The organism is Flavobacterium sp. LC2016-13 (assembly GCF_009707955.1).
Lineage (GTDB): Bacteria > Bacteroidota > Bacteroidia > Flavobacteriales > Flavobacteriaceae > Flavobacterium.
This window is the reverse complement of the sequence record NZ_WMDQ01000007.1, coordinates 172,426-190,962: the sequence shown is the minus strand read 5'-3', so window position 1 is coordinate 190,962 and position 18,537 is coordinate 172,426. Positions and strand designations below refer to the sequence as shown.

The window sequence follows — 18,537 nt, the reverse complement described above, 5'->3', positions numbered from 1 at the left end:
TTAAATGAGCTTATATTACTTACATGGTTCCATTCTTTTAACATTTACTTGCTAAAATATAGTTGTACTTTTAGCTCCACAAAAATTACAAGTTTATTATGAAAAAAGTTTTATTTACAACCTTAATAATGATGAGTTTAAACGCTATCGGACAAAATGTAATGTCACCGGAATTGTTATGGAAATTAGGAAGAGTATCTGCGCTTGGACTTTCGAAAGATGAAAAAAATGTTGTTTTTAAGGTTTCGACTCCTTCTGTAGAAGAAAACAAGTCATCTTCTAAATATTATATTTTGCCGGTAAATGGCGGAAACGCAACTGAAATTAAAGATACGAAAGATGTTTTGAAAGACAAAAACATTTCGCCTGACGGAAAATTTTTAGTGTATAATGAAGAGGTGAAAATCGATAAGGTTTTAGGTAAAGATTATTATCCAAACCTTCAAAAATCAGATGTTCAAATTTATAATGGTTTAGATTATCGCCATTGGGATACCTGGAATGAAGGTAAATTTAATCACGTTTTTTATAAAGAAAACAAAGAAGGTTCAACCGGAATTGATATTTTGAAAGGTGAAACTTTTGATTCTCCACAAAAACCTTTTGGCGGCGACGAAGATTATATCTGGTCTCCTGACGGGAAAAGCATTTTTTATGTGTGCAAGAAAAAAGCAGGAACTGAATATGCTATTTCTACCAATACGAACATTTATGAGTATAATTTAGAGACTCAAAAAACAACAAACAGAACCGAAGATAATTTAGGTTACGACACGGCACCACAATTTTCTCCAACAGGAAATTTGACTTGGCTGCAAATGAAACGTGATGGTTACGAAGCTGACAAAAATGATATTATTGTTGAGTTTAAAGGAATCAAAACGAACTTAACGGCAAATTGGGACGGAACTGTAGATAATTTTATCTGGAGCAAAGATGGTAAAAACGTGTTTTTTGTAGCTCCTGTTGATGGTACAAAACAATTGTTTTCTGTAAACTTTCCTGGTTTAACACGTATTGCAATTCAGGTTCAGCAATTAACAAATGGCGATTTTGATGTAAATGATTTGGTTGGTTTTGCTGGCGATGATATTATTGTAACAAGATCTGATATGAATCATGCTTCTGAAATTTTTTCTTATAATTTGAAGAAAAAAAGCTGGAAACAATTATCAAACGTTAATACCGAAACGTACAAAACATTGTCATTAGGCAAAATCGAAAAACGTTATGTTACTACAACCGATGGCAAAAAAATGTTGGTTTGGGTCGTTCTTCCTCCAAATTTTGATGCTACTAAAAAATATCCAACTTTATTATTTTGTCAAGGTGGACCACAATCTGCTTTAACTCAGGCGTATTCTTTCCGTTGGAATTTTTCATTAATGGCTGCTAAAGGATATATTGTTGTAGCGCCAAATCGTCGTGGAATGCCAGGACACGGTGTTGAATGGAACGAACAAATTAGTAAGGATTGGGGCGGACAGGTTATGGATGATTACCTTTCTGCAATTGATGATGTTTCTAAAGAAAACTATGTAGACAAATCTCGTTTAGGTTGTGTTGGCGCGAGTTACGGAGGATATTCTGTGTTTTATTTAGCAGGAATTCATAAAAACCGTTTCAAAACTTTTATTGCTCACGATGGCGTTTTCAACACGGTTAGTATGTTAGGAACTACCGAAGAGGTTTTCTTTAACAACTGGGATTTTGGTGGTGCTTATTGGGAAAAAGATAATGCTGTAGCACAAAAAGCATACACGACTTTTAATCCTGCAACTATGGTTCAAAACTGGAATAAACCAATTTTAATTATTCAGGGAGGAAAAGATTTCCGTGTGCCAATTGGCCAGGGACAAGAAGCTTTTCAGGCGGCACAATTACGCGGAATTAAAAGCCGTTTGTTGTATTTCCCAGAAGAAAATCACTGGGTTTTGAAACCTCAAAATGCTCAGGTTTGGCAAGGAGAATTTTTCAAATGGTTAAGCGAAACGCTATAATTCATTTAAATAAATAAAAAATTTAGCCATCTATTTTTTCAGATTCAATTTTATAATCTAAAAAAATAGATGGCTTTTTTGTAAACGCTCATTACAATTATATAACATTTTCAATGCCTTTTATTTTCTTAAATCAGAAAATTTTAAATAAATTGCAAATTAATAATGAAGCTAAACCCCAGCAATTATAATCTATGGAGAGTAAAAAAAGTTACACAGCAATAAAAGTGCTCTTCAGTTATATTGCCTTATTAGGATTAGTTGTTACTGTAGGATGGTTTTTGTATTCTGAAAATGTCGTTTACAACAAACTTGAAGATAAAATTGCTTTTGAGAAAACCAAAATCTTAAGAGTTAGCAAGCTTTTTTCGAATGTTTACAAAACAGAAAGTTTAGCCCGAAAAACGATTCAAACCAACTCTGAATCTGATTTCAACAGTTATCTTATTGAAACCGATTCTTTAAGATGTAGAATTGATACTTTAAAACAAATCGTTACAACAGATTATCAAAAGGTTTTATTGGATAGTGTGACTTATCTGCTTTCTGAAAAAACAGATAATATCAGGCAATTAAAAACGATAAAGAATAAAGCCGAAGACGAGGTTTCTGTAAATACTGCTATCGACGAAATTACCAAAATGGAATTTAAACTTCGAAAACTGGAATTGCAGGATTTTACCAAAAACCCTAATGATCTGGGAAATTATCAACGAAATGTACTTCAAAAATATGTTGATTATCTTAATCAGAATATCCCGGATGACAGCACAAATACGTTAAGTAAACAAGCTTCGGATTCTATTTTAGCTAATTCGAAAAAGCTATTAAGCAACGTAAAACTGAAAGCGGAAAAGAAAAAAGAATCATTGAATTTTGAAGAGAATAAACTCTTGAAAAATGAAATTGCTATTTCTGAACAACTTCGAAAAGTGCTTCGAATTATTGAACGAGAAATTATCATCAACTCGATAAAAAACAATTCACTAAAAGAAAAATCATTAAAAAAGGTTAACGAAATTGTTACGGCTTCGGCAATCATAGGTTTAATATTGACCTTGTTTTTCTCTGTTTTAATTGTAAGTGATTATTCAAAATCTCAAGTGTATAAAAAACAGCTTGAAATTGCGAATTTCAAAACCAAGAACCTGCTTAAAAGTCGGGAACAATTAATTTCTACCGTAAGTCATGATTTAAAAACACCTTTGAGCACGATTGTAGGTTATACAGAGCTTTTGGGTAATTCTGATGTGAATACGAAACAATCTTATTTCGTCAAGAATATTAAAAATTCATCTGAATATATTTCGCAGTTGGTTCAGGATTTATTGGATTTTTCTCAAATCGAAGCCGGAAAAATTACGATTGAAAAAGTACCGTTTTATTTACCTGAAATTATTGATGATGTTGCCAAAAATATCCAAACGGTTTACAAACAAAAAAGTATCGATCTTATTATTAATGTTGATGAAAAACTGAATGCCAAAGTAGTGGGAGATCCTTTTCGTCTGAAACAAATTTTGAGTAATATTATTGGAAATGCTTATAAATTTACCGAAAAAGGTTTTATAAAAATTAGTGCATTTGCCGCTATCGACGAGCCATTTTTTATTATTACCATTGAAGATACGGGAATTGGAATTGAAAAATCAAATCAGGAATTGGTTTTTGAAGAGTTTGCGCAGGCGAACGAAGGTATCGAAAAAAAATATGGCGGAACTGGTTTAGGATTGTCCATTTGCCAAAAAATAATTTCGATTTTGGGCGGTACTTTAAACCTGGAAAGTACTTTTGGGAAAGGAAGTGTTTTTGAAATCAAACTTCCGTTATTAATTGACAGCAGCGGCGAAAATTTCGTTCCTGAAATTAAAAAACCAGTTGTTCTCAATAATAAGAAATACACTTTTATAGTTATTGACGACGATATTAATTTATTGAATTTAACGAGCGGTGTTTTAAAACAGGAAAATCATCAGGTTTTTTCTTTTGACAGGGCAAACAAAGCACTGGAAGCGATTTCGCATACCAAATTTGATTTTATTATTACTGATATTCAAATGCCGGAAATGGATGGTTTTATGTTTGTTGAAAAATTACGAAATGCTGAAAATTCAACATATAAAAACCAACCTGTCGTTGCCCTTACAGGAAGAACTGATTTGGATTTTTCGGTTTATACCAAAGCCGGATTTACAACGGTTATCAGAAAACCTTATTCGCCAAAAGTTTTATTAGAAACGATTCAGCAAATTTTAGAAAATGATACACTTCCAAATATTGAGATCAATGAAAGAGAAGAAGTTACTACTTCGCATTTATATTCGTTAGAGACTTTAAAGGAATTTTTAGGCAATGATAATGAAGCTTTACGAGATGTTATTGTTTCGTTTGTAGAAAGTACAGAAGAAAATTTAGTCTTTTTAGATAAAGCGATTACCAATGAAAACATTTCAGAAATTCATGCTATTGCGCATAGAATTGCACCAATGTTCAGGCAAATTCAGGCAAATGATATTGCCAGGATTTTAAAAGATTTAGAAAAAAACAACTTTAAACAAGAGGATTTAGAAAGTATTTTTGATAGTTTAAAAGATAAAACAAATACGCTTTTTGCCTCTTTACAACAAGAAATAGTTTAGTCTATATTATATTGTTTCAATTTATTATAAAGTGTTTTTCTGGTAATTTTAAGTAGTTTGGCTGCTTCAGACTTATTATTTTGTGCTTTTGAAAGGGCATGAATAATCGCTTCTTTTTCATTTTGTGATAATGAAAAATTACCATTAGCCGCACTTTGTTTTTGAATCTGAAAAAACTCGGCAGGCAAAACATCGCTTTCTATAAAATCTCCGCGTGTTAACAATGTTGCACGTTTTACGCAATTTTGAAGTTCACGTAAATTTCCCGGCCAATTGTATTTTTGAAAAATAGTAACTACTTCTGGCGAAAAACCAATAATATCTTTGTTTAATTGCTGATTGGCTTTCTCAAGAAAGTAATCTGCAAAAACCATTAAATCTTCTTCCCTGTCTGTCAATGAAGGCGACAAGATCGAAAATTCGTTAATTCTATGGTATAAGTCTTCTCTAAAATCACCATTTTTAACGGCTTCACGCAAATCTTCATTTGTAGCCGTTATGATTCTGATATCGACGTTAATTTCTTTGTTACTTCCAACAGGTTTAATTTTTCGCTCCTGAAGCGCTCTCAGCAACTGTATTTGATTTTCGTATGAAAGATTCCCTATTTCATCTAAAAAAAGAGTTCCTCCGTTAGCGGCCTCAAAATAGCCCATTTTATCGCTAATAGCTCCTGTGAAAGATCCTTTCAAATGTCCGAAGAATTCACTTGCGGCTAATTCCTTCGGAATTGCGCCACAATCGACTGCTATAAAATTATTGTTTTTTCTATTACTTTGCTGGTGAATGCTTTTTGCAATGATTTCTTTTCCGGTTCCGCTTTCTCCAATAATTAAAACCGACATATCCGTTGGACTTACTAATTGAATATGATCCAGTAATTTTTTTGAAGCTACAGAAATTCCTCTTACGAATTCATTTTCAGATGAAGCAGCGGGTTTCTTTACTGCTTTTTTTTCTTTTGGAATTTCAGCTTGCTCGGTTTGCAATGCATTTGTAATAACTAATAAAACCTCATCAGGATTAAAAGGTTTTGAAATATAATCAGCAGCGCCGTTTTTAATTGCTTTTACTGCTGTATTTACATCTGAATATCCTGTCATAAGCACAACTGGAACTTCAGGGTTTGAATTCTTGAATTCAGTCATAAGTCCGATACCGTCAGAATCAGGCAAACGAAGATCTGTCAAAATCAAATCAAACGATTCTTTTTTGATTGCTAATCTTGCTTCTTCAGCTGAGAATGCAATAGTTACATCATATGCTTTTTTTACCAGAAATCGCTCTAGTAGTTTGCAAAATGATATGTCATCTTCTATTATTAATATCTTTGGCATTTGCTTTTTGGGACTTTTTGCTAAAATAATACTATTAAACTTGTATTTTCATAAAATTATGCAAAAAAAAAGAGATTGTTGTAGAACAATCTCTTTTTCACCAAAAACATAAATCTAATTCACCTAATTATATTTTCAACCAATTACCATTGACATCTGAGTACACAGTAGCTTTTTGGTCCTTGACAGCTATTTCTAATTTGTATTCTTTCTTGTCGTTTACGAAAGCTTTAACCAATTTTGCTCCTGGATAAGCTGTTTCTAAAGCCGTTTTTACAGCAGCCGGAACAGTCTCAACACTTATTTCAGTGTATTCGCTTTGAGCAGCAACTTCTGTTTTTACTTCTTCTGAAGGTAAAATTGTAGTTGCATAAATTGACAAACTTCCAAAAATGACCGCTGCTGATAAGATTATCTTTTTCATCTTAATTATTTTTTAATGATGTTTCCTTCAGCATCTGTGAATACAGTATACTTTTTATCTCCTTTAGAGATTTCAAGTTTATATTGCTTCTTTTCGTTCACATACGCTTTTTCAAGTTTAGTTCCCGGAAAAGATTTTTCAACCGTAGATTTTACTGCGGCTGGCACAGCATCAGCACTAACTTCAGTATATTCATCCTGAATAGTTACTGATTGATTTATTGAATTTGTTGTTAACGGAGTCGTCGCCGCATTTACAGTTAAACTTCCTAAAACGATTGCAGTAGATAATAGTAACTTTTTCATAGTGATTGTTTTTTGTGGTTATTTATATAATTACTTTTTAAGGATATTTCCTTGAGCATCAGTATAAACAGTAGATTTCACATCTCTAACACTGATATCAATTTTATATTCTTTTTTAGCATTTACATAAGCTTTTTCCAATTTTACTCCTGGATAAGCATTATCTAAAGCTGTTTTAATTGCTGCCGGAACAGCGTCGATTTCTTTATATTCGTCCTGAGTTTTTACAGATTGAGTCGTTGCGTTTGAAACAATTGTATTTCCTGCTTGCATTGACAATGTTCCCAGAACAATTGCCACTGATAAGATTAACTTTTTCATAGCTATAGTTTTTTAAGATTAGTGTCTAATTATTTTTTTATCCACGATCCGTCAGCATTAGCATAAAGAGAACCTACTTTATCTCCAACGGTAACATCTAACTTATATTGTGAATTTGCATTTTTATATGCTTTTGAAAGTACTGCATCAGGATACGCTTTTTTAAGCGCAGCTGTAATTGGAGCCGGAACTTCCTCTAATTTAATTTCAGTATATTCATCTTGAATTGAAATTGTTTTTACGATTGTATTTGTGATTGGAGAAGTTGAAGCAAATGATGTTAAACCTCCCAAAACGATTGCGGCTGATAAAAATAAATTTTTCATAGTGTGTATATTTTAATAGTATTAATTAATTGGAATGAGTGCAAGAGAATCTAATTTGGATTATTTTTTAATCCAGGATCCGTCTGCGTTAGCATAAAGAGAACCTACTTTGTCTCCTACGGTAACTTCTAATTTATATTCGTTTTTTGCATTTTTATATGCTTTTGTAAGTACGGCATCCGGATATGCTTTTTTAAGCGCGTCTGTAACTGCAACCGGAACTTCTACTACTTTGATCTCAGTATATTCATCTTGAACTGAGATTGTTTTTACGATTGTATTTGTAGTTGGAAAAGTTGAAGCAAATGATGTTAAACCTCCCAAAACGATTGCGGCTGATAAAAATAAATTTTTCATGATAGTTGTATTTTAGTATAGTTAATTTAATTTTTGTATTCTTTATTTGAATTTTCACAGGAACCTACAGGATTATTTTTTAATCCAAGATCCGTCTGCATTAGCATAAAGAGAACCTACTTTGTCACCAACAGTAATCTCTATTTTATACTCTGATTTTTCGTTTTTGTAAGCTTTGTTAATTACAGCTTCAGGATATGCTTTTTTCAAAGCTTCATTAATTGGAGCCGGAACTTCTTCTACTTTAATTTCAGTATAATCTTCATTAATAGAAATTGATTTTACGATTGTATTTGAAATTGGAGCAGTTGAAGCAAATGATGTTAAACCTCCCAAAACGATTGCGGCTGATAAGAATAAATTTTTCATAGTGTATATATTTAAAATTGTTAATAGTTGTTTACGCTTTAGATAATGAAATTATTATGCCGCAATCAAAACGCAACCTTCCATTTTACTTAAACACCTAATTTTAAAGGCTTTTAGACGAATGTGCCAAAATTCAGCATTTGCAAAAAGTGTGTAATTTGTTTAAATGTTGTGTAAAAAGTATACACAAATAGTGTTTACTTCATTATTTTAAATAAGAAAACCCGACGGGTTTAGAAACCTGTCGGGTTGAAAAGAGTATTAAAAACAAAAAAGGCTGTCGAAATTGACAGCCTTTAAATTATTCTATTGGATTCATTTTAAAAGTATCCATAAATGCAGTTGTATAATCTCCTGCAATATATCTCGGATCATCCATTAATTGTCTGTGGAAAGGTATTGTAGTTTTCACACCTTCGATAACAAATTCATCCAAAGCTCTGCGCATTTTGCTGATTGCTTCTTCACGAGATTGTGCAGTTGTAATTAACTTAGCAATCATTGAATCGTAATTTGGTGGAATTGTATAACCAGAATAAACGTGAGTATCTAAACGTACTCCGTGACCTCCCGGCATATGAAGCGTAGTAATTTTTCCTGGTGAAGGACGAAAATCATTATAAGGATCTTCAGCATTAATACGACATTCGATAGCGTGTAATTGCGGTAAATAGTTTTTTCCTGAAATTGGAATTCCAGCCGCTACCATAATTTGCTCACGAATCAAATCATAATCGATAACTTGTTCTGTAATTGGGTGCTCTACCTGAATACGAGTATTCATTTCCATGAAGTAGAAGTTTCTGTGTTTATCTACTAAAAACTCTACAGTTCCAGCTCCTTCGTATTTAATGAATTCAGCAGCTTTTACAGCAGCTTCTCCCATTGCAGCACGCAATTCGTCTGTCATGAATGGTGAAGGTGTTTCTTCAGTAAGTTTTTGGTGACGACGTTGTACTGAACAGTCTCTTTCAGAAAGGTGACATGCTTTTCCGTATGAATCTCCAACAACCTGAATTTCGATATGACGTGGCTCTTCGATAAGTTTCTCCATGTACATTCCATCATTTCCAAATGCAGCAGCAGCTTCCTGACGTGCACTTTCCCAAGCTTTCAATAATTCGTCTTCTTTCCAAACGGCACGCATTCCTTTTCCACCACCACCGGCAGTTGCTTTAAGCATAACCGGGTAACCAAATTCTTTTGCTAATTGTTGTGTTTGTTCAAAAGATTCTAATAATCCGTCTGAACCTGGTACACATGGAACTCCTGCTGCTTTCATTGTAGCTTTTGCAGAAGCTTTATCTCCCATTTTGTCAATCATTTCAGGAGCAGCACCAATAAATTTGATTCCGTGTTCCTGACAAATTTTAGAGAACTTAGCGTTCTCAGAAAGAAATCCATAACCTGGATGTATTGCGTCTGCGTTAGTAATTTCTGCAGCAGCTATTATATTTGACATTTTCAAATACGATAAGTTACTTGGAGGAGGACCAATACAAACCGCTTCGTCAGCAAACTTAACATGTAAACTCTCTGCATCAGCTGTAGAGTAAACTGCTACAGTTTTAATTCCCATTTCCTTACATGTACGAATTACACGAAGTGCAATTTCTCCTCTATTCGCAATTAATATTTTTTTAAACATCTTACTTTAATTAGATAATTAGACAATTTGATAATTAGATAATTTTAGATGGGTAACAAAATTTTATTGCGAACCATTCTAAAATCTAAAATCTAAAATCTAAATTTATTTATGATGGATCAACTAAAAATAAAGGTTGGTCAAATTCTACAGGAGACATATCGTCAACAAGAATTTTTACAATTTTACCTGACACTTCTGATTCGATTTCGTTGAATAATTTCATTGCTTCAATTACACAAAGAACATCACCTTTAGCAATCGTGTTTCCAACTTCAGTGAAAACTGGCTTATCCGGAGATGGTTTTCTGTAGAAAGTACCAATAATTGGTGACTTAATAGTAATGTATTTCGAATCTTCAGCAGCAGCTGGCGCTTCAGTATTTACGTTTACAACTACTGGAGCTGTTTGTTGAGGAGCAATTGCTTGTGGTAATTGTGCCTGAGCTGGTAATTGTTGTACATAAGTAGTTTCAGTAACGTTTCCTTCTAAAGTTGTTCTGATAGTGATTTTTACATCATCCATTTCCAACTTTACTTCTGCAACTCCCGAATTTGCTACAAATTTGATTAGGTTTTGAATTTCTTTTAAATCCATAATGATTCGTTTTTAGTTTTAATTTATTTTTTATCGTAAGCCCATTTTAGGTAAATAGATCCCCAAGTGAATCCACCACCAAAAGCGGCAAAAATAATATTATCTCCTTTTTTGAATAAGTGTTCAAAATCGCTTAATACTAATGGCAATGTAGCTGAAGTTGTATTACCATATCTTTCAATATTCATTAATACTTTAGAATCTTCAAGATTCATTCTGCTTGCAGTTGCATCAATAATACGTTTGTTTGCCTGGTGAGGAACTAACCAATCTACATCTTCATTAGTCAAATTGTTTCTTTTTACGATCAATTCGCTTGCATCAGCCATATTGGTTACAGCATATTTAAAAACGGTTTTTCCGTCTTGAATAATATTGTGTTGTCTGTTTTTAACGGTTTCTTCTGAAGTACGTATTAGAGAACCGCCGGCAGGAATTTTAAGATAATCGCGTCCTTGACCATCGCTTCGTAAGTATTCATCCTGTAAACCTAAACCTTCATAATTTGGTTCGAATAAAACGGCACCCGCTCCATCTCCAAAAATAATACAAGTTGCTCTATCTGTATAATCTACAATTGATGACATTTTATCGGCACCAATTAATAATACTTTTTTATATCTTCCTGATTGAATGTAAGCTGCAGCAGTTGACATTCCGTATAAGAAACTTGAACAGGCTGCTTGCAAATCGTATGCAAATGCATTTGTAGCTCCAATTTCTGTTGCAACATAAACTCCTGTTGCGGCTACTGGCATATCTGCTGTAGCTGTTGCCATTATCACCATATCAATCTCTAAAGGATCGATATTTGCTTTGGCAATTAAATCCTGTGCTGCTTTTATAGCAAGAAACGATGTTCCTTTATCAGCATCTTTAAGAATTCTTCTTTCTTTTATTCCGGTACGGGTAGTAATCCATTCATCATTAGTGTCGACCATTGTTTCCAGTACTTTATTTGAAAGTACAAAATCAGGAACGTAGGCTCCAACAGCGGTAATTGCGGCTGTGATTGTATTCATTATATTTTATTATTTCTTTTCAAATGTGGCACATTTGAAAAATTTTTAAAAGACTTGAAAATTACAAAAAAAAACGAAATGAATTTGTAGATAATTTCTTAAAAAAAGAAAATTATAACCAACAAAAAAAACTCTCACTATGTGAGAGTTCCAGTATCATTTACAAAAACGTATTAAGCAACCGCTACAGATTTATCGATAACAACTTGCCCTCTGTAATACATTTTACCTTCATGCCAGTAAGCTCTGTGGTATAAATGTGCTTCTCCAGTAATAGGACATGTAGCGATTTGAGCTACAGTAGCTTTATAATGTGTTCTTCTCTTATCTCTTCTTGTTTTCGAGATTTTTCTCTTAGGATGTGCCATTTTACTATATTATTTATCCGTTAATAGTTTCTTTAATTTGTCCCAACGCGGGTCAATATCTTCTTCTTGTTTACTCTCTTCTTTTTGTTCTTTTACTGTTAATTCATTCAGTTTTGTTAAGGCTTCAGTTTGTAAACTTCCGTCTTTTACGCCTGGATGAACTCGTTTTAGCGGTACCGAAAGTGCAATCATTTCATAAATGTATTGTGCAACATCTATTTCATGCTCTCCGTGTGGTAAGATCAACAGCTCTTCGTTGTCATTATTGAATTCATCTCCAAAGCGAACAATCAATTTCATTTTTCCTTTTATAGGAAGATCAAAATCTTCGCCTGTTAGATCACAAGGTACGTTTACAGTTCCTTTGTGTTTGAATTCCAACTCTAACATGTTGCTTTTCTTATCTAAAACTAAACTCACTTTGATATCCGAACTTTGAAATTCGTCGTAATCAAAGTTCTCAAAGAACGCGTTACTTATTTGATACTCAAAATGGTGTTTTCCTAGCTTTAATCCAATAAATGGAATTAAAAATTCTTTTGTTTTGCTCATTTCAACATCAATTTGCCCCTCTCACATCTCAAACAAGATATCCGAATTGGGGTGCAAAGATATAAAATTATTATAAAACTAATAATCTTATTCACCTTTTTTTGTTTATAACTGTTTTTCTTTTATTTTAAGAGGTTTTTGGCTAATCTCCTCATACTGATTACGGGAGCGAAAAACATCTATTGCAAGATAAACGGCTTCTTTAAACGAATTAAAATCTGCCATATCTTTTCCTGCAATATCGTAAGCTGTACCGTGATCCGGAGAAGTTCGAACCTTATTTAATCCCGCTGTATAATTTACTCCTTTTCCAAAAGACAAGGTTTTAAACGGAATCAATCCCTGATCGTGATAGGTTGCTACAATAGCATCATATTTTTCATATTGACCGCTTCCAAAAAAACCATCGGCAGAAAAAGGGCCAAAAACCATTGTTCCGCTTTCAAATATTTTCTTTAAGGCCGGTTTCAAAATCAAATCTTCTTCTTTACCAATAACGCCACCATCGCCACTATGTGGATTTAATCCTAAAACGGCAATCTTTGGTTTTACTATACTAAAGTCCTGAATTAAAGATTTTCTTATTGTTTCTATCTTTCTTGTAATCAATTCTTCTGTCAGATGAGATGAAACTTCATTTAAAGGAACATGATCCGTCAACAAACCAACTCTAAGATTATCCTGAACCATCATCATTAAAGCATTTCCTTCTAATTCCTGATCTAAATAATCTGTATGTCCCGGAAATTTAAAATCTTCAGACTGAATATTGTATTTATTTATTGGAGCCGTAACCAGAACATCAATCAAATCTTCTTTTAAAGCTTTGGTTGCTGCCACAAATGATTTTATAGCATACTCTCCTATTTTTTCATCGTTTGTTCCTAAATTAATATCTACTCCTTCTTTCCAAAGGTTAAATACATTTAATTTTCCCGGCACTATCTGATCTAATTTATCAACTCCGTGAAACTGAACTGCCGATGTGAAACTTTTTTTAACGAAAGAAAGTATTTTAGCATTGGCAAAAATAACTGGCGTACACAGTTCTAACATACGAGAATCTTCGAATGTTTTTAGTATAACTTCGCTTCCAATACCGTTTAAATCTCCAATTGAAATTCCAACAATTATATTTTCTGCTTTTTTATTCATGAGCTCAGATTATTTATTACTAATTTTGATGTGCAAATTTAGTAAAATAAAACAACAATGTTCACAGGAATTATAGAAACCCTAGGTAGGATTCACGAAATAAAAAAAGACCAAAATAATCTTCACTTAACTGTTGATTCATCAATTACAAACGAATTAAAAATTGACCAAAGCGTTTCGCATAACGGAATTTGCTTAACGGTTGTTGCTATAAAGGATACTTTTTATACGGTAACTGCAATTGAGGAAACAATTTTAAAAACCAATATTGGAGACTGGCAGGTAAACGACATTGTAAATCTTGAAAGAGGAATGAAACTTGGAGATCGTCTTGACGGACATATTGTTCAAGGTCATGTAGATCAAACCGGAACTTGTATTAAAATTGAAGAGGCTAACGGAAGTTGGAATTATACTTTTGAATACGACAAAAATCTCAACAATATTACTATCGAAAAAGGTTCTATTACTGTAAACGGAGTAAGTCTTACGGTTGTAAATTCTAAAACAAATGAATTTAGTGTTTCAATAATACCTTATACTTTTGAAAATACTAATTTCAAAAACTTTAAAGTAGGCACTAAAATAAATTTAGAATTTGATGTAGTAGGAAAATATATCTCAAGACTTTACTCGATTAACAAATAAAGTCTCAGAATAGGTCATAAAAAAAGCTTCAATTATATTGAAGCTTTTTTTATTAAGTTATATTTATATATAGTATACATTCCGAAGAATACTGCAACTACTAATAAAATTATCAAATTTTGATCAATTGGACTATCCGGTGGCGGAGGCGGCCCTGCAGCTGCTCTTGCGGTTGGTGCTGGAGGATTTGGCCCTGCTAAAACACTTGAAACATTAATCAATGTTATAAATAATACTAAAAAAAAAGTTTTTGCTATCTTCATAAATCTCAACTTACTGAAAGCCAGGGAGCTATACTATTAATCTATCTGCTTATATGATAATTCGCGCAAAAACAACATCTTACGCTCTATTATTTGACAAATGTATAAGATTTTATCATAAATCCAATCTTTTGAGCAAAAAAAAAGCTTCATAAATTTTATGAAGCTTTTTGTGGTCCCACCTGGGCTCGAACCAGGGACCACCTGATTATGAGTCAGGTGCTCTAACCAGCTGAGCTATAGGACCGGTTTGAGGATGCAATATTACTACTATTTTTCATTCACTCCAAATATTTTGGGAGATGATTTGTATTTAATTTCAAATTGCATCAACTGATTTTAAAAACTTAATTGATTTTCAATGCCTTATTTAAAAAGTCAAATCAGTATTTTTTTATTTAATTTCCTGACAAAGTTCTACTAAAACGCCATTTGTATTTTTTGGATGTAAAAAAGCGACCAGTTTATTATCGGCTCCTTTCTTAGGAACTTCATTAATCAATACAAAACCTTCCTTTTTTAGGCGTTCTATTTCTGCAACGATATCTTCAACATCAAAAGCAATATGATGAATTCCTTCTCCTTTTTTCTCCAAAAATTTCGCAATTGGACTTTCCGGATTGGTTGCCATTAAAAGCTCTATTTTATTTACGCCTGTCTGAAAAAATGATGTTACAACTCCTTCGCTTTCTACTGTTTCAGATTTATAAGACGAAACTCCCAATAATTTCTCAAACAAAACATTTGCATCATCAATATTTTTTACAGCAATTCCGATATGTTCAATTTTATTTACCATTTCTATTTTTTATTAAAACAATTACTGACTCACATAAGTATTAAAATAACCACATTCTGCAATAACATCCTGATAATATTTAGTGTCTGAATAGTCCTTTTTTAAAGTTTTAAATCCGTTCCAGGCAATAAAATTAACTTTATCATCCTGAATTTCCCACCAACTATTTACGCTATTGTATTTCGTATTATAATATGCATTACGTTCACATTTTGCCAGCAAATAAATGCATTTTGCTTTTTGTTCTTTTGTTGTAGCGGCTTCAAAAGCTTTTTGATAATACATTTTAGAAACATCACAATTGGTAATCATTTTTTTTATTGAATCTCTAAATGAATACGGGCTTGATCCGTAACCCACAATATTGACTTCATAAAAAGTTCTTGCGTTACCAAAATGTGTAATATTATAAAATGCATTTCCAAGCAATAAACTATTGGTATAAACATCTTCTTTTTGAGCCAGTTTATCCTGCATTTCTTTTATTGTCGTTAGAAAATCGATTTGAGAATATTTCTTTTTTTGATAGGCTGCGTGATCACAATCATGGCAATCTTTTATATTTCCGTTAAACGGATTTCCTAAAAACTGATAATATTGTACCGAATCTGTTTCTTTCATATAGACAATTGCTTCGGGAATTTTATTTTTGAAAGTAGATTGAATTGCCTGAAAATCACTAATGTCTTTTAGCTTTAAACCATAAATTCCAAATGCGATTTTTTCGATTTCGGTTTTATCAGATTTTGCTAAAAATGCTTTCATATCCAACAAATTCTTCTCATTATCATAAAACGAATTTCCTGAACCCCAATAATTGTTTGGCGTATCACCAAATAACTCTGCCATTACCGGATTTGATTTTGCTCTGTAAAGCGTTGCCAAATAATTTTTACTCCATTGAGCCGCGTTTTGATAACGAAACTCCTGCCCTTTATATGTTTTTGGAAGTTCCTGATACAACCAGTTCAAATCGGTTAAAATTGTTTTCTCGTTTTTATCTGTAAGCTTATCAATCTTACTCATGTTGTTTACAAATCGAAGCAATCTTAATTGATATTTTGCCAACTCTGTTTTAGGCATCGTTTTTTCGGCTTTATCGTAATTACTTTCTGCAGCTGCAAAATCGCCTTTTAACGTTTGAAGATATCCAATTGAAATATCCCACAAATAAGGTTTATTGGTATTTCCTGCCAAAGCAATTTTAGAAACTAAGTCGAATGCTTTTTGATCGATTTTACTTTTATTGAATTCCTTGTTTTCAGCAACAGTTTGCTTTTTTGCCGGTTGGTTATCTTTTCCGCTTTCTTCAAATGAATTATTTATGCTTTGTTCCTGACTATTTACCAATCGGGTTAACAAGTAATTTAAATGTTCACTTTTTGGATCTAAACCGTAGATCTTTTCAATGGCTTGTTTTTCATCTTTATAAAATCCGTGAATGGCCCAAAGTGCTGCTTTTTCGGTATTATTTTTAGCTAAAAATAGCGATTTGTTCCAATCGGCGTCATTTTGCGGATGAAAACTATATGCGGTTACAATTCTCATTTCCGGACATTTATCAAATACTTGTGCATACAAGCAATTTGATTCTGCATATTTTTTCTGTTTGTATTTTACTCCCGCTACATAAGCAAGTCCTCTGTAATACAATACATTTTTAGGAACTGATTGTTCTGTTTTATTAAAAAAATCAATTGCTTTTTGTTTACTGCTGCTATAAAAATAGGCTTTGAGAGTAAGAAACCAATATCTGTTTTTCAAAAATGCATCCGGCATTGTATTATAAACATTTTCAATAGATTGAATCATTTTGAAATCTTTTAAAGTTTTCGCCACAACAGGATCATAACTCCAATAATCTTCTCCAATAGAAACTGTTTCTACTTTTTGCGCCAAATACAGAAATTCGATAAAACTCTTTACTTTATCATCTTTCAAATTCAATTTTTTACTCCATTTTAAAGAAGTCTGATTTTCTTTTTTAGTTTTAAAATAAACATGAAGCTGTGTAATCTCTGTTTTACTTTTTGAGATTTTACTTTCGCTGGAATATCGTGGAGTTAGATCTCCAATTAAAAAATAACTAACCGTCGCGGTATCTACTTTTGTTTTCAAATACGTATTCCAATCTGATTTGATTTTATCATTAAACCTGGAATTATGCTGCGTATCAAATCCAATTCCGTAAAAAATATCTCCGGACAAAAAAAGCGGCGAATATGATTCATCTGTAAATGTTTCTGGCGTAAAATTAGAATTATAACTAAAAAAATCCCAGTCGTCTCCGCCAGCACAAGCATAAATTATTCCGTAAACAAAAAGAAGGGAAGCGCTAGAAATAAGAAACAACTTGTTTAAAAATATTCTTTTCATAGTTTTTTATATTGAATTCGTCTAAATCGTAAAAAATAATTTCGTTTGGTTTCTGAGCTAAATTTTCATCTAAATCTTCTGCCATTTCATTTAAATCTTCTGAAGAAATTGCTTCTATTTTGAGTAAATCATTTTCTTCATAAAAAACTCCATTTTTGTAATTAGATTGTCTCGCTTTAAAAAAGACTGGACTAATTCTTTCAAAGTTTTTATCTATTTTAAGTTCATTCACATTTAGTTTTGAACGCAAACCTATCACTTTCTTATTTCTGATATGAACTCCCCAGGAATATATAGGCAAAGCAAAATCAAGATGCAGCGGATATTTCTTTAAACTTTCGAGATAATTGTGGGCAATTTTTTGACTGTAAATAGAATTTAAGGAATCCGGAGCAATAGATCCCATATTATAATACATTAAAACGCCGGAATCTACATTTGGAATTTTGGTCTTTTTAAAATACTTAACCTGATGTAATCTAATCGTTGCCGATAGTTTTTTATGTGATAGTTTTTTAAATCTTTCGATAAACTTTAAATAATTGCCCTTGCTCGCCAATGTCCAATCGCAATCAATTTGAATTTCAGTGGAAACAATTTTATTTTTGGTATTGATTTCTTCTACTAAAAAAATCGTTTTTTGAGCCAAGTCATCAATATCAAGATTATTCTGCAACATGACTTTATTTTTGATGAAGATTACCGGAACAATTTCAAAACCATTCATGTTTTCCTGAAAATGTATGGGACTTACAGGAATTGGTTCTTGCGCTTTGGGATGCAAACCAATATCAAAATAACGAATGTAAAGCTTAGTGACATTATTATCTTTCAAAACTTCTTTTTCGGCAGGAGATAATTTAAAGATGGTTTTCCAGTAATAAAAAGATATAATTGGCTCTTTTGTCTTGCTACAGGAAACAAGCAATAAAAACACAAAAGCCATTAAGATATTCTTTTTCAAAACCTATTAAATTAAATAAGAATTCAAATGTAAGAAATAATACAGCGTTTATGAATCTATCTTCGA

General features: G+C 32.4%; 20 protein-coding genes and 1 tRNA gene. 3 read left to right on the top strand and 18 right to left on the bottom strand.

Annotated features, from left to right (window positions below; all coding sequences use genetic code 11):
* Positions 1-98 precede the first annotated feature (98 nt).
* Together GKZ86_RS15550 and GKZ86_RS15545 are read left to right on the top strand one after the other, a co-directional pair.
* The gene (locus GKZ86_RS15550) at positions 99-2,000 is read left to right on the top strand and encodes a S9 family peptidase (protein WP_154783997.1); all 1,902 of its coding nucleotides are present in this window, start codon (positions 99-101) and stop codon (positions 1,998-2,000) included.
* A 194-nt stretch (positions 2,001-2,194) separates the two neighbouring features.
* Entirely contained in the window at positions 2,195-4,639 is a 2,445-nt protein-coding gene (locus tag GKZ86_RS15545; protein WP_154783996.1) for a hybrid sensor histidine kinase/response regulator, read from the top strand.
* Here GKZ86_RS15545 and GKZ86_RS15540 read toward each other — a convergent pair.
* From GKZ86_RS15540 to pdxA, 13 genes are all read right to left on the bottom strand, one after another.
* On the bottom strand, positions 4,636-5,976 hold the full coding sequence (locus GKZ86_RS15540) for a sigma-54 dependent transcriptional regulator (protein WP_154783995.1): 1,341 nt from the start codon (positions 5,974-5,976) through the stop codon (positions 4,636-4,638). The genes GKZ86_RS15545 and GKZ86_RS15540 overlap by 4 nt on opposite strands.
* A 127-nt stretch (positions 5,977-6,103) precedes the next feature.
* Positions 6,104-6,400: a hypothetical protein gene (locus GKZ86_RS15535; RefSeq protein ID WP_154783994.1), complete on the bottom strand. Its 297-nt coding sequence runs from the start codon at positions 6,398-6,400 to the stop codon at positions 6,104-6,106.
* Positions 6,401-6,405: 5 nt separating this feature from the next.
* On the bottom strand, positions 6,406-6,705 hold the full coding sequence (locus GKZ86_RS15530; RefSeq protein ID WP_154783993.1) for a PepSY-like domain-containing protein: 300 nt from the start codon (positions 6,703-6,705) through the stop codon (positions 6,406-6,408).
* A 30-nt stretch (positions 6,706-6,735) separates the two neighbouring features.
* Positions 6,736-7,026 (bottom strand): hypothetical protein, encoded by a 291-nt coding sequence (locus GKZ86_RS15525; protein WP_154783992.1) that lies wholly within the window; start codon positions 7,024-7,026, stop codon positions 6,736-6,738.
* A gap of 29 nt (positions 7,027-7,055) precedes the next feature.
* Positions 7,056-7,352: a hypothetical protein gene (locus GKZ86_RS15520; protein WP_154783991.1), complete on the bottom strand. Its 297-nt coding sequence runs from the start codon at positions 7,350-7,352 to the stop codon at positions 7,056-7,058.
* Positions 7,353-7,412: 60 nt separating this feature from the next.
* Entirely contained in the window at positions 7,413-7,709 is a 297-nt protein-coding gene (locus tag GKZ86_RS15515) for a hypothetical protein (protein WP_154783990.1), read from the bottom strand.
* A gap of 72 nt (positions 7,710-7,781) precedes the next feature.
* A complete protein-coding gene (locus GKZ86_RS15510; RefSeq protein ID WP_154783989.1) occupies positions 7,782-8,078 on the bottom strand; it encodes a hypothetical protein in 297 nt (98 codons plus the stop codon).
* A 301-nt stretch (positions 8,079-8,379) separates the two neighbouring features.
* Positions 8,380-9,726, bottom strand: coding sequence for an acetyl-CoA carboxylase biotin carboxylase subunit (accC, locus tag GKZ86_RS15505; RefSeq protein WP_154783988.1), 1,347 nt, complete (start codon positions 9,724-9,726; stop codon positions 8,380-8,382).
* 109 nt (positions 9,727-9,835) lie between these two features.
* A complete protein-coding gene (gene accB, locus GKZ86_RS15500) occupies positions 9,836-10,324 on the bottom strand; it encodes an acetyl-CoA carboxylase biotin carboxyl carrier protein (protein ID WP_154783987.1) in 489 nt (162 codons plus the stop codon).
* Positions 10,325-10,347: 23 nt separating this feature from the next.
* Positions 10,348-11,346: a beta-ketoacyl-ACP synthase III gene (locus tag GKZ86_RS15495; RefSeq protein ID WP_154783986.1), complete on the bottom strand. Its 999-nt coding sequence runs from the start codon at positions 11,344-11,346 to the stop codon at positions 10,348-10,350.
* A 173-nt stretch (positions 11,347-11,519) separates the two neighbouring features.
* On the bottom strand, positions 11,520-11,714 hold the full coding sequence (gene rpmF, locus GKZ86_RS15490; RefSeq protein WP_007137315.1) for a 50S ribosomal protein L32: 195 nt from the start codon (positions 11,712-11,714) through the stop codon (positions 11,520-11,522).
* A gap of 9 nt (positions 11,715-11,723) precedes the next feature.
* Positions 11,724-12,266: a DUF177 domain-containing protein gene (locus tag GKZ86_RS15485; protein ID WP_154783985.1), complete on the bottom strand. Its 543-nt coding sequence runs from the start codon at positions 12,264-12,266 to the stop codon at positions 11,724-11,726.
* Positions 12,267-12,371: 105 nt separating this feature from the next.
* A complete protein-coding gene (gene pdxA / locus GKZ86_RS15480) occupies positions 12,372-13,421 on the bottom strand; it encodes a 4-hydroxythreonine-4-phosphate dehydrogenase PdxA (protein ID WP_154783984.1) in 1,050 nt (349 codons plus the stop codon).
* 57 nt (positions 13,422-13,478) lie between these two features.
* Here pdxA and GKZ86_RS15475 point away from each other — a divergent pair, with 57 nt between their 5' ends.
* Positions 13,479-14,069: a riboflavin synthase gene (locus GKZ86_RS15475; RefSeq protein WP_154783983.1), complete on the top strand. Its 591-nt coding sequence runs from the start codon at positions 13,479-13,481 to the stop codon at positions 14,067-14,069.
* A 32-nt stretch (positions 14,070-14,101) separates the two neighbouring features.
* Here GKZ86_RS15475 and GKZ86_RS15470 read toward each other — a convergent pair whose 3' ends face one another.
* The 5 genes from GKZ86_RS15470 to GKZ86_RS15450 all read right to left on the bottom strand — a co-directional run bounded on the left by GKZ86_RS15470 (position 14,102) and on the right by GKZ86_RS15450 (position 18,471).
* Positions 14,102-14,332, bottom strand: a complete 231-nt coding sequence (locus GKZ86_RS15470; RefSeq protein ID WP_154783982.1) for a hypothetical protein — start codon at positions 14,330-14,332, stop codon at positions 14,102-14,104.
* 173 nt (positions 14,333-14,505) lie between these two features.
* A tRNA-Ile gene (locus tag GKZ86_RS15465) sits at positions 14,506-14,579 on the bottom strand.
* 147 nt (positions 14,580-14,726) lie between these two features.
* Positions 14,727-15,131, bottom strand: coding sequence for a methylmalonyl-CoA epimerase (mce, locus tag GKZ86_RS15460; RefSeq protein WP_154783981.1), 405 nt, complete (start codon positions 15,129-15,131; stop codon positions 14,727-14,729).
* Positions 15,132-15,152: 21 nt separating this feature from the next.
* Positions 15,153-17,507 (bottom strand): hypothetical protein, encoded by a 2,355-nt coding sequence (locus GKZ86_RS15455; RefSeq protein ID WP_154783980.1) that lies wholly within the window; start codon positions 17,505-17,507, stop codon positions 15,153-15,155.
* On the bottom strand, positions 17,467-18,471 hold the full coding sequence (locus tag GKZ86_RS15450) for a hypothetical protein (RefSeq protein WP_317173599.1): 1,005 nt from the start codon (positions 18,469-18,471) through the stop codon (positions 17,467-17,469). The genes GKZ86_RS15455 and GKZ86_RS15450 overlap by 41 nt, the downstream gene beginning before the upstream one ends.
* Positions 18,472-18,537 lie beyond the last annotated feature (66 nt).

Coding starts and splice junctions, on each gene's coding strand:
- accB (WP_154783987.1), bottom strand. CDS start 10,324: ATGGATTTAAAAGAAATTCAAAACCTAATCAAATTTGTAGCAAATTCG.
- GKZ86_RS15535 (WP_154783994.1), bottom strand. CDS start 6,400: ATGAAAAAGATAATCTTATCAGCAGCGGTCATTTTTGGAAGTTTGTCA.
- GKZ86_RS15475 (WP_154783983.1), top strand. CDS start 13,479: ATGTTCACAGGAATTATAGAAACCCTAGGTAGGATTCACGAAATAAAA.
- GKZ86_RS15455 (WP_154783980.1), bottom strand. CDS start 17,507: ATGAAAAGAATATTTTTAAACAAGTTGTTTCTTATTTCTAGCGCTTCC.
- GKZ86_RS15495 (WP_154783986.1), bottom strand. CDS start 11,346: ATGAATACAATCACAGCCGCAATTACCGCTGTTGGAGCCTACGTTCCT.
- GKZ86_RS15530 (WP_154783993.1), bottom strand. CDS start 6,705: ATGAAAAAGTTACTATTATCTACTGCAATCGTTTTAGGAAGTTTAACT.
- GKZ86_RS15545 (WP_154783996.1), top strand. CDS start 2,195: ATGGAGAGTAAAAAAAGTTACACAGCAATAAAAGTGCTCTTCAGTTAT.
- rpmF (WP_007137315.1), bottom strand. CDS start 11,714: ATGGCACATCCTAAGAGAAAAATCTCGAAAACAAGAAGAGATAAGAGA.
- pdxA (WP_154783984.1), bottom strand. CDS start 13,421: ATGAATAAAAAAGCAGAAAATATAATTGTTGGAATTTCAATTGGAGAT.
- mce (WP_154783981.1), bottom strand. CDS start 15,131: ATGGTAAATAAAATTGAACATATCGGAATTGCTGTAAAAAATATTGAT.
- GKZ86_RS15510 (WP_154783989.1), bottom strand. CDS start 8,078: ATGAAAAATTTATTCTTATCAGCCGCAATCGTTTTGGGAGGTTTAACA.
- accC (WP_154783988.1), bottom strand. CDS start 9,726: ATGTTTAAAAAAATATTAATTGCGAATAGAGGAGAAATTGCACTTCGT.
- GKZ86_RS15520 (WP_154783991.1), bottom strand. CDS start 7,352: ATGAAAAATTTATTTTTATCAGCCGCAATCGTTTTGGGAGGTTTAACA.
- GKZ86_RS15540 (WP_154783995.1), bottom strand. CDS start 5,976: ATGCCAAAGATATTAATAATAGAAGATGACATATCATTTTGCAAACTA.
- GKZ86_RS15550 (WP_154783997.1), top strand. CDS start 99: ATGAAAAAAGTTTTATTTACAACCTTAATAATGATGAGTTTAAACGCT.
- GKZ86_RS15485 (WP_154783985.1), bottom strand. CDS start 12,266: ATGAGCAAAACAAAAGAATTTTTAATTCCATTTATTGGATTAAAGCTA.
- GKZ86_RS15470 (WP_154783982.1), bottom strand. CDS start 14,332: ATGAAGATAGCAAAAACTTTTTTTTTAGTATTATTTATAACATTGATT.
- GKZ86_RS15525 (WP_154783992.1), bottom strand. CDS start 7,026: ATGAAAAAGTTAATCTTATCAGTGGCAATTGTTCTGGGAACATTGTCA.
- GKZ86_RS15515 (WP_154783990.1), bottom strand. CDS start 7,709: ATGAAAAATTTATTTTTATCAGCCGCAATCGTTTTGGGAGGTTTAACA.